Below are 10,144 nucleotides of genomic sequence, written 5' to 3' on the forward strand. Positions count from 1 at the left end.
CCGCCCCCGCGGGGGCGGGCCGGGTGCGGGGGAGGGCCGTCAGGGCCGGGCCGCGTCCGCGGCGGCAGCGGCGGCGGACAGGTCGAACGAGGGGTGGGGCGGCTGGTTGTAGGCGGTGTTCTGCCAGGCCAGCGCCAGGCGGTACTGGCGGTCCTGGACCAGGGCGGGCAGGCGGACGTCGGTCGTGTGGGGGGTGGAGTGGATGCGCAGCGCGGAGTCGTCGGAGGTGCGCCACACGACCTCCTCGCGCCAGTCCCCGAGGATGTCCCCGGACAGGACCGGGGTCGCCTTGGTCCCGTTGTTGGACGCCACGCCCTGCCCGGTGAGCAGGCGCACGTCCCCCGCCGGGTCGTACCGGTCGATGTGCGTCCCGTCGAGCAGGTCCCGGGCGGTGTCCCCGTCCCACCAGACCAGGAAGTTCGCCGATCCCGGCTTGCGCCCCACGTCGGCCCCGGAGGTGTCGCGCAGACCCGGGACGCTGGAGGACCAGAACTCCGCGCCAGGGGAGCCCGCCCAGACGTCGCCCGCCACGCCGCGTCCGTTGTCGTTGCCCGAGCCCAGGGTCCACAGCGCCTCCCCGGTGGCCGCGTCCGCCAGCCAGGCGTCCGGGGCCCCGGAGTTCTCACCGACCCCGTAGACCTCCAGGCCGGGGCGTCCGGGCACGAAGTCGCCCACGTGCAGGGCGTCGCCGTGGCCGCGCCCGGAGGCCCACAGCCCGGTGCCGTCGTCGTCGATCGCCGCGGCGCCGAACATCACCTCGTCGCGCCCGTCCCCGTCGGCGTCGGCCACCGACAGGCTGTGGAAGCCCTGGCCCGCGTAGGCCCCGTTGCCGGAGTCGTCGGAGTCGAACACCCAGCGCAGGGAGAGCTCCCCGCCGCGGAAGTCCCAGGCGGCCACGACCGCGCGCGTGTAGTACCCGCGGGAGAACACCATGCTGGGCCGCTCGCCGTCCAGGTAGGCGGTCCCGGCCAGGAACCGGTCGACCCGGTTGCCGTAGTCGTCCCCCCAGTCCGCGACGCGGCCGCGGGCCGGGACGTAGTCGGCGGTGTCGAGCGCCCGCCCGGTCGTGCCCTCGAACACGGTCAGGTACTCGGGCCCGGCGAGCACGTACCCGCTGCCGTTGCGGTGGTCCGCGCCCGCGTCGCCGATGACCGCGCCCTCCCCGTCGCGGGTGCCGTCGGCGGTCTTCATCGCGACCTCCGCGCGCCCGTCCCCGTCGTAGTCGTAGACCTGGAACTGGGTGTAGTGCGCGCCCGCGCGGATGTTGGCGCCCAGGTCGATCCGCCACAGGCGCGTCCCGTCGAGCGTGTACGCGTCGATGAGGACGGGGCCCGTGTGCCCGCTCTGGGAGTTGTCCCGGGCGTTGCTCGGGTCCCACTTGAGGACGATCTCGTACCGGCCGTCGCCGTCCAGGTCGCCCACGGAGGCGTCGTTGGCGCTGTAGGTGTAGTCCGACCCGTTGACGCTCCCCCCGGCGGGGCGGTCCAGCGGGACGTCGAGGTGGCCGTCCGCGAAGGCCAGCGAGGGGTCCGACCCGCTCTGTTCCACGCCGTCCACGACCGGGGCGACGGTGTACACCGCGTCCGCGGGCGCGCCGGGGTCCAGGTGCGAGGTCGCCCCGCCCAGGGGCTCGGGGGTGATGAGGTCCCCGTCCCGGTAGACGTTGAAGCCGGTGGCGGGGTCGTCGTCGGACAGGAGGCGCCACGACACCAGGTTCCCGTCGGGGGCGCCGACGCTGACCAGGCCGCGGTCCGGGCTCTCGCCCGCGGCGTCGGCGGTGGCGGCGTCGGCGGCGGTGGCCGCCCCGACGTTCGCGGGGGCGAGGAGGCCCGGCCACAGGACCAGTGCGGCGACGGCGGCCCCGACGGCGGTCCGGTGCCGTCGGGTGGCGGGGGAGGGCATGGGTTCTCCTTCGGGGCGTGGCGGGAGGGGCCGGCGCCGTGCGGCCCTGTCCGCCCCGAGGGGCGAGAGGTTGGCAAGCGCTTACCTCTATGGCGTGAATGCAGAAAGTAACACGGGCGCGACGCTCCGGGAAGGGGGGTGTGGTAGGCCGAGTGATTTCGGGGCGCCCTTCCGGCGAAAGGTACGGAGAACCGCACGGGGAGGGTAGGCCGACGGCGTCCGTTCCCCGTGCGGCGGCCCCGGAGGGGTGGCTGCCGTTGTGCCGTTCGGCGCGATCATGGCGAGGTAAGCGCTATCCGTTGCGAGGGGGCCGTGGGCAGGGTCGGCGCGGGACTCGTGCCGATCGGCCGGGCGGTGCGGGGGAGGGGGTGGCGCGCGCTCCGCCTGCTTTCCACTGGTGGAGGCGCGGGCCTCCGCTGTCCGGCCGACGCGCCCCCGGTCGGGGCCTCGTTCGGGAAGGCGCCTTCCAATAGCACGAATCCCGCTCCGCGCCAAGATGATTGACGTCTCTTCACTCGGGTTTTACCTTGCTTCATGAAAGCGCTTTCCGTTGGTGCGCCGCCCCCGCCCCCCGACCGGATCCCGGAGGCGGACGGCGCCCCTCCCACCCCGCCGGACGAAGCGAAGAACCTGGAGACGAACCCATGAGAACCGGAACCACCGCGCTGCGCGCGGGCCTGCTGGCGGGCGCCCTCGGCGCCGCCCTGCTGGCGCCCGCCCACGCCGACACCCTGGAGGCCGCCGAGGCCGAGCTGTACGCGTCGCCCGACGGCTCCGACGGCGCCGCGGGCACCGAGTCCGACCCGACCACCCTGGTCTCGGCGATCGACCGGGTGTCCTCCGGCGGCGTCGTCCACCTGCTGGGCGGCACCTACGACCTCGACGAGACGGTGTACATCCCGCTGGGCGCGGACGGCTCCTCCTCCGCCCCCACCCGGCTGTTCGCCGCCTCCGGCCAGACCCCCGTCCTCGACTTCTCCGCCCAGAGCGAGGACTCGGCCAACCGCGGCCTCGCCCTGGAGGCCTCCCATTGGCACATCCGCGGCATCACGGTCCAGAACGCGGGCGACAACGGGATCTTCGTCAGCGGCAGCGACAACGTCGTCGAGGGCGTGGTGACGCGGTTCAACAGCGACACCGGCCTGCAGATCTCCCGGCGCGCCTCGGACACCCCCGACGACGAGTGGCCGGCGAACAACCTCGTCGTCAGCTCGGTGTCCCACGACAACGTCGACTCCGACGGCGAGGACGCCGACGGCTTCGCCGCCAAGCTGACCTCGGGGCCGGGCAACGTCTTCCGGTACACGGTGGCCCACAACAACATCGACGACGGCTGGGACCTCTACACCAAGAGCGACACCGGCGCGATCGGCGAGGTGACGGTCGAGTACTCCCTGGCCCTGGAGAACGGGACCCTCAGCGACGGCTCCCAGGCGGGGGACGGCGACCGCAACGGCTTCAAGCTCGGCGGCGAGGACATCGCGGTCGACCACACCGTCCGCGGCAACATCGCCTACGACAACGGCAAGCACGGCTTCACCTACAACCGCAACCTCGGCACCCAGGAGATCACCGACAACATCTCCATCGGCAGCGAGGAGCGCAACTTCAACTTCGACGGGGGGTCCTCGGTGTTCCGGGGGAACACCTCCTGCGACAGCGGCTCCAACGACCGGGTCATCGGCGACGCCGACGGCAGCAACCAGTTCTGGTCCGGGTCCAACGGCTCCCGCTGCGCCGACCTCACCGGGGACCTGGAGTGGTCGTTCGACGGTGACGGCGTGCTGGTGGTGACCATCGGCGGGACGCCGGTCCTGCCGTAGGCCCCGCCCGCTCCTTCCCCGTTCCGGGGCGGCAGGAGGCACGGTAGGGCCGGGCGGCCCGGGGTACGGACCCCGGGCCGCCCGGCCCCGTCGTCCGGTGGGACGCGCGGCGGCGCCCGCCCGCCGGGGCCGGTCGGCCGCGGCCCGGCGGCTCAGTCCGCGGGCCCCCGGGGCGGCGCGGTCGAGGCGCGGGGGATCAGCGTGGGCGGGCGCACCCGGACGCTCTCCTCCCCCTCGCCGGGCGGGGACAGCAGCAGGTCCACCGCGTCCGCCGCGATGTCGCGGAAGGGCACCCGCATGGTGGTCAGCGGGAGCGGGAGCCGGTCCGCGAGGGGGATGTCGTTGTACCCCACGATCGACAGGTCGCCGGGGACGTCCAGCCCCCTGCGCAGCGCCGTCGACATCACGCCCACGGCGGTGTTGTCGTTGACCGCGAACACGGCGGTGGGGCGCGCGTCGCCGTCCAGGAGGGCGCGCGCGGCCTCCTCCCCGGCCTCCATGCTGAACTCCGAGCCGATCACCCACTCCGGCCGGGGCGTGATCCCGCGCTCCGCCAGGGCCCGCAGGTAGCCGGCCCGCCGGCCCGCCGCGCTGGAGGTGTGCGCGGGGCCCGCCACGCACGCGACGTCCCGGTGCCCCAGGTCCAGCAGGTGCCGGGCGGCCAGGTAGCCGCCGAGTTCGTCGTCGCCCAGCGACGAGGGGCTGTGCCCGTCGGTGCGCAGGACCAGGGTGTGCGGGGTGCCGCGCTCGCGCAGCTCCGCCAGGAAGGGGTCGCCGGTGCGCGCGGTGGACAGCACCAGCCCGTCCACCCGGCGCCGCAGCAGGGAGTCGGCCGCCGCCCGCTCGGACTCGGGCCGGTCGCCCGTGGTGGCGACCATTGCGAAGTACCCGCGCGCCTGGCAGGCCCGCGCGACCTCCTCGTAGGTGATGGCCATGACCGTGTCCGTCAGCCGGGGGACCAGCACGCCGATCGTCTCGGTGCCCTGGCGCCGCAGGCTGGCGGCGATCGAGTGGGGGGTGTAGCCCAGGCTGTCGGCCGCGCTGCGCACCCGCGCGGCGGCCGGGCTCCGGGAGGGCGGCACCCGCGGGTCCAGCACCCGGGAGACGGTGGAGGTGCTCACCCCGGCCAGCCGCGCCACGTCGTGGATGGTCGGCCGTCTGCGCGGATCAGCGGCGGCGTCGCCCCTGATGTCGGTCATCGCGCGGGTCCCCTTCCTCATGTCCGGAATCCCCACTCTAGTGGGGCGTCCCCGCGCCCCCGGGGAGGTGAGGCGGGGGCCACCCCTTGACGTGTCCTGGGACACAGCCACATAATGCAAACGTTCCCGCAAACGTTCCCATATCTGTTGTACGGGAGAAACACCGATGACACTCGACCTTCGCGGACTCACCCCCGCACCCGTCACCCCGTTCACCCCGGAGGGCGAGGTCGACCACGCCTCGCTCGCCGCCCTCGGCTCCTGGCTCGCCGGGACCGACGGCGTCAGGGGCCTGGTCTGCCTCGGCCACGCGGGGGAGGGGACCTTCCTGACCGCGGAGGAGCAGACGGCGGTCGTCCGCACCCTGGTGGAGGCCGCCGACGGGCGGGTGCCGATCATCGCCGGGATCACCGGCGAGGGGACCCGGGTGGCCGCCCTGGAGGCGCGGCGCGCCGTCGAGGCCGGGGCCGCCGCCGGCCTGCTCTACCCCTCCCACGGCTGGCTGCGCTTCGGCTACCAGCCCGGCGCGCCCCAGGACCGCTACCGCGCCGTGCACGAGGAGTCGGGCCTGCCCCTGATCCTCTTCCAGTACCCCGACGCCACCAAGGCCACCTACGACCTGGAGACCCAGCTGGAGATCAGCGCCCAGCCCGGGGTCTTCGCCACCAAGAACGGCGTGCGCAACATGCGCCGGTGGGACACCGAGATCCCGGTCCTGCGCGCCGAGCGGCCCGACCTGCAGATCCTCACCTGCCACGACGAGTACCTGTTGCACACCATGTTCGACGTGGACGGCGCCCTCGTCGGCTACGGCGGCATCGCCCCCGAGCCCCTCGTCCGGCTCATCGAGGCGGGCCGGGCGCGCGACTACGCCCTGGCCCGCGAGATCCACGACTCCCTGCTGCCGCTCACCAAGGCGGTCTACCACCGGGGCTCCCACATGGAGGGCACCGTCGCCCTCAAGATCGCCCTGGAGCTGCGGGGCGTCCTGCCCGGCGCCGCCGTCCGCTCGCCGCTGCTGCCGCTGGCCGACTCCGCCCGCGGCGAGATCGAGTCCGCGCTGAAGCACGCCGGCCTCATCTGACCCGCCCGGCCGCGGGGACCGCACACCCCGCGGCCGACGGTCCCGGTCCCGTCCGGGCCGACCGCCGGCGCCGACGCGTCCGCTCCGCGCCCCCGGCACCACCCCCTCGCGACACACCCTCCCCGGCGGGGGCGCCCGACGCGCCGAGCCGGGAGAAACTGGAGACGACACCATGCAGGCACCAACCGGAGGAACAGGAATCACGGCGCCGCGACGGAACCGCCCGCGCCTCCTGCGGGCCCTGGCCCTCATGGGCCCCGCCTTCATCGTGGGGGCCTGGCAGTTCGGGCCGGGCAACCTCGCGTCGGCCATCGAGGCCGGGGGCCGCTTCGGCTACTCCCTCATCTGGGTCGTGGCCGTCTCCACCGTGCTGATGATCGCCTTCACCGACATGTCGGTCCGCATCGGCCTGGTGTCCCCGGGTTCGCTGGTGGACACCGCCAAGGCCCGGCTGGGGCGGCCCTGGGGCGCGGCCTCCGGGGTGGGCGTCTTCCTCATCACCCTCATGTTCTCGGTCGGCAACGCCGTCGGCTCCGGGCTGGGCCTGTCCATGATCCTGGGCGGCCCGCCGGCGCTGTGGACCCTGGCGTGCACCCTGCTGGTCGTCGTGCTGCTGGTGGCCAAGGGCTACTACAAGCGCTTCGAGCGGGTGCTGCTGCTCACCGTCATCGTCATGGGGCTGGGCTTCCTGGCCTCGGCTTTCCTGTCGGGGCCGGACTGGGGCGCGGCGGCCCGCGGCCTGGTCCCCACCGTCCCCGGGGGCGTCGGGCTGCTCATCATCGCGATGGTCGGCACCAACTTCTCGATCAACGCGGCGTTCTACGCGGGGTACACCGTCCGCGAGCGCGGGCTGCGCCGGGACCAGTACCGGGAGAGCACCCTCTCCGACACGGTCCCGGGCATCGTCGCCCCCGGCATCATGACGATCATGGTCATCGTGGCCAGCGCTGCGGTGGCCGCGAACACCGGGGACGCCGCGGGCGGCGCGGGCGAGCTCTCGGGGGTCCTGGAGACCGTGGCCGGACCGGTCGGCGGCTACGTGTTCGCCGCCGGGTTCACCGCCGCCGCGTTCTCGTCCATGCTGGCCAACGCCACCGCCGGGGGCACGCTCCTGGCCGACGGCCTGGGCTGGGGCCACAGCCTGGAGGACCGCAGGGTCCGCCTGCTCATCCTCGCGGTGCTCGGGTTCGGCCTGGCCGTCACCTTCCTGGCGAGCGGCTCGCCGGTGGAGCTGATCATCACCGCGCAGGCGCTCACCGTCGTGGTCGCGCCCTTCCTGGGGCTCACCCTCCTGCTGCTGTCCAACAGCCGCGCGCTCATGGGCGACCTGCGCAACCGCTGGTGGCAGAACGTCCTCGGGGTGCTCGGCTGGCTGGGCATCCTGGGGGTCTGCCTCAACCTCCTGCTCGGCATCCTCTGACCCCCGCGGTCCGGGCGCTCCGCCCCCGTGGGACGGGCCGCCCGCGCCCCTTCGCCGCCGTGCCTCCTCACCGGTCGGGGGGCCGGGACCTCCTCCGGGACGGGCCCGCCGGGTGGCCGCCACGAGGGCGCGGGCCGGGTCGCCGCCCGCCCCGGCGGTGACGGGCCGACCGCGTCGGGCCGCGGGCCCCGCCGCCCGTGGGGGAGGGCTTCCTACCGGCCCGCCGCGCGGACGGTCCAGGCCTGCGCGCCGCGGACCCGGCGTTCACCGCGGTGGACTCCGGGGGCCGGCCCGCGGCCCCCGGCCGCGGCACCGCGGACCGGCTTCGGCCGGGGCTTGAGCCAGTGGCCGCTGGCCTCGCGCGCCGCGACCACCCGGCGGGACCCCTCGGCCGGAACCTTCCCCGGCGGCCCGTCCCCGCCGGGGAACCCCTGGTACGGGCGGGTGGGCACGGAGATGCCGGCCGGTGCGTCGGGCATGGGGATCGTCTCCTACGTGGGGGCGCGTGGTCGGGGGCCGCGGGTGGGGCCGGTCCGGCCGCCGCCCCGGCGGCGGGGCCCGTCGGGGCGGCAGGCGGTGGCCGGGGCGGCGGCCCCCGCGCGGTGGGTGCGGGAGGACGCCGGCCCGCGGCACCGGGGCAACACTCGCAGCGGGAGCGTGTCCGTACCTTGAACGAACCTTGCGCGGCGTGGCGGCGGGGTCCCGACACGGATGCCCCGCACCACGGGGGCGGCCCGGGTCCCGGGCCGAGCACGCCCCCGGCCCCGTGCGGCGGACCGCCGCACCGGTGCCCCGTGCGGCGGACCGCCGCACCGGTGCCCCGAGCAGGGGCCGTGCGCGCGCGGACCAGGGCTCCGCCCGTGCCCGCCCGGCGGGATGACACTTCCCGGCGGGACCGGCCGCCCCGGACCACGGCGGACCGGTGCCCGGGTACCGGGGGACGGGGGCGGCGCCGACGGCGCGGGCACCGGTCCTGCGGCCGGAGTGCGGGCGCTCCCCGCGCGATCCCTGGACACGCCGCGGCGGCCCCGCGGCGGGGGCCGTCCCCGCCGGGGCCTCAGGTGGGGGTGCGGAGTTTTTCTTCGGTCTCGTGGACCTGTGCGGTGCGGTGCTGGGTGCGGTAGAGGTCCAGGGCCTGTTGCCAGGCGCGGCGTGCGTGCTCGGGTTCGCCGAGGGCGTGGTGGGCTTCGGCGAGTCCGCTGAGGGTGTTGGCCTCCTCGAAGGCGTCCTTGAGGGACCGGTGCACCCGGAGCGCCTGGCGGTAGTACTCCACCGCCTCCGCGTGGAGGTTCGCCAGGGTGGCGATGTACCCCAGGCTGTCCAGGGAGGCCGCCTCCCCCACCTTGTAGCCGAGGGCGTGCGAGGCCTCCAGCGCCGCACGGCAGTTGTCCCGGGCCTCCTCGTGCCGGCCCAGCCGCGCCAGGAACCAGCCCAGGTTGTTGAGCGCCCCGGCCTCCCACATCGTGTTGCCGACGCGGCGGTACAGCTCCAGGGACCGCTCCGCGTGTTCCAGCCCCGCCCCGTCCCCGGTGATGATCGCGGACAGCAGGAGGACCTGGTGCGTGTGCGCCTGGTTGACCAGGTCGCCGGTCTCCTCGAAGACGGCGAGGGCGCGGGCGAGGTGGCCGAGCGGCTCCTCGCCGGTCCGGCCGGCCAGGAGCAGGGCCGAGGCCAGCCCCCGGTCGGCCATCGCCGTCAGCGTCGGAGCGTCCGGGTCGTCCAGTTCGGCCGCCGAGTCGAGACCGGTCCGCCCCAGGCCGACGAAGTCCTCGACCTGCCCGCGGCGGCGGAAGTACGGGTGGCAGTCCCAGCACAGCCGCCAGGCCTCGCGGTGCAGGCCCAGGTCCACGGCCAGGCGCAGGACGACGGTGAGCCAGGTGCGTTCGCGGGTGAACCACTCCAGGGCCTCGTCCTCGTCCGCGGGCCGCAGGGCGAAGGGGCGCGCGTCCGTGGGGCGCTCCGCCAGGGAGGAGGGGACCTCGTGCGGGTTGAGCAGGCGGTTGGCCGCGGCGGCGGTGTGGACGAAGTGGGCGACCAGTGACCGTAGTGCTGTGTGTCGGTCGGTTTCGGGCAGGTCGGTGTGGGCGTGTTCTTTGGCGTGGAGGCGGACGAGGTCGTGGAGTTCGTAGCGGCCGGGTACCGGTTGGCGGATGAGGTGGGCGGTTTCGAGGGTGCGCAGGAGGGTTCTGGTGTGGTGTGGGGTGTGTCCGGTCAGGGCGGTGATGGCGGGGGTGGTGATGCTCGGTCCGGGGAGGAGGCCCAGGAGGTTGAGCAGGCGTGCTGCGGGTGGGGGGAGGGCGCGGTGGGAGGTGTCCAGGACGCCGCGTAGGGAGGTGTGCAGGTCGCCGGTGTCCAGGGCGTCCAGGCGGGTTTCGGCTTGGTGGAGTTCGGCGGCGAGTTCGGCGAGGGGCAGGTGGGGGTCGCCGGCGGCGCGGGCGGCGGTGACGGCCAGGGCGAGGGGGAAGTGGCCGCAGCCGTCGATGAGGGCTCGGGCGGCTTGGGGTTCGGCGGCCACGCGGGCCTGGCCGATGCGGGTGGTGAGCAGGCGGTGGGCTTCGGTGGTGGTGAGGGGGCCCAGGGCCAGGGAGCGGGCGCCGTCGGTGGCGAGGAGTCCGTTGAGGCGGTCGCGGCTGGTGACCAGGACGACGCAGGTGGGGGAGCCGGGGATGAGGGGGCGGACCTGTTCGGCGTCGCGCGCGTTGTCCAGCACGATGAG

7 protein-coding genes are annotated in these 10,144 nt (G+C 75.1%); 3 read left to right on the plus strand and 4 right to left on the minus strand.

Annotation, left to right across the window (positions count from 1 at the left end; all coding sequences use genetic code 11):
- Window positions 1–39: 39 nt before the first annotated feature.
- The gene (locus BUE45_RS29905; RefSeq protein WP_073384280.1) at window positions 40–1,902 is read right to left on the minus strand and encodes a rhamnogalacturonan lyase; all 1,863 of its coding nucleotides are present in this window, start codon (window positions 1,900–1,902) and stop codon (window positions 40–42) included.
- Between the two features lie 644 nt (window positions 1,903–2,546).
- On the opposite strand from BUE45_RS29905, the gene BUE45_RS29910 reads away from it, so the two are divergent.
- Entirely contained in the window at window positions 2,547–3,725 is a 1,179-nt protein-coding gene (locus tag BUE45_RS29910) for a right-handed parallel beta-helix repeat-containing protein (RefSeq protein WP_084738172.1), read from the plus strand.
- Window positions 3,726–3,877: 152 nt separating this feature from the next.
- Here the strand turns inward: BUE45_RS29910 and BUE45_RS29915 are convergent, their stop codons facing one another.
- Window positions 3,878–4,924: a LacI family DNA-binding transcriptional regulator gene (locus BUE45_RS29915; RefSeq protein ID WP_073384281.1), complete on the minus strand. Its 1,047-nt coding sequence runs from the start codon at window positions 4,922–4,924 to the stop codon at window positions 3,878–3,880.
- A gap of 166 nt (window positions 4,925–5,090) precedes the next feature.
- Here BUE45_RS29915 and BUE45_RS29920 point away from each other — a divergent pair, with 166 nt between their 5' ends.
- Window positions 5,091–6,008 carry a dihydrodipicolinate synthase family protein gene (locus BUE45_RS29920; RefSeq protein WP_073384282.1) on the plus strand — a complete coding sequence of 306 codons (918 nt, stop codon included), beginning with the start codon at window positions 5,091–5,093 and terminating at the stop codon, window positions 6,006–6,008.
- A 172-nt stretch (window positions 6,009–6,180) separates the two neighbouring features.
- The gene (locus tag BUE45_RS29925) at window positions 6,181–7,428 is read left to right on the plus strand and encodes an Nramp family divalent metal transporter (RefSeq protein WP_073384283.1); all 1,248 of its coding nucleotides are present in this window, start codon (window positions 6,181–6,183) and stop codon (window positions 7,426–7,428) included.
- A 212-nt stretch (window positions 7,429–7,640) separates the two neighbouring features.
- Here BUE45_RS29925 and BUE45_RS32175 read toward each other — a convergent pair whose 3' ends face one another.
- Together BUE45_RS32175 and BUE45_RS29935 are read right to left on the minus strand one after the other, a co-directional pair.
- Complete coding sequence (locus BUE45_RS32175; protein WP_073384284.1) at window positions 7,641–7,907, minus strand: hypothetical protein; 267 nt, start codon at window positions 7,905–7,907, stop codon at window positions 7,641–7,643.
- 578 nt (window positions 7,908–8,485) lie between these two features.
- Window positions 8,486–10,144: tetratricopeptide repeat protein (locus BUE45_RS29935; protein ID WP_143173527.1), on the minus strand; the 1,659-nt coding region annotated here is incomplete at its 5' end.

Source organism: Nocardiopsis flavescens (assembly GCF_900141985.1).
Classification (GTDB): domain Bacteria; phylum Actinomycetota; class Actinomycetes; order Streptosporangiales; family Streptosporangiaceae; genus Nocardiopsis; species Nocardiopsis flavescens.

Excerpts from the sequence above, each read along its gene's own strand:
- BUE45_RS29905 (WP_073384280.1), bottom strand. The coding sequence starts at position 1,902 with ATGCCCTCCCCCGCCACCCGACGGCACCGGACCGCCGTCGGGGCCGCC.
- BUE45_RS29925 (WP_073384283.1), top strand. The coding sequence starts at position 6,181 with ATGCAGGCACCAACCGGAGGAACAGGAATCACGGCGCCGCGACGGAAC.
- BUE45_RS32175 (WP_073384284.1), bottom strand. The coding sequence starts at position 7,907 with ATGCCCGACGCACCGGCCGGCATCTCCGTGCCCACCCGCCCGTACCAG.
- BUE45_RS29920 (WP_073384282.1), top strand. The coding sequence starts at position 5,091 with ATGACACTCGACCTTCGCGGACTCACCCCCGCACCCGTCACCCCGTTC.
- BUE45_RS29915 (WP_073384281.1), bottom strand. The coding sequence starts at position 4,924 with ATGACCGACATCAGGGGCGACGCCGCCGCTGATCCGCGCAGACGGCCG.
- BUE45_RS29910 (WP_084738172.1), top strand. The coding sequence starts at position 2,547 with ATGAGAACCGGAACCACCGCGCTGCGCGCGGGCCTGCTGGCGGGCGCC.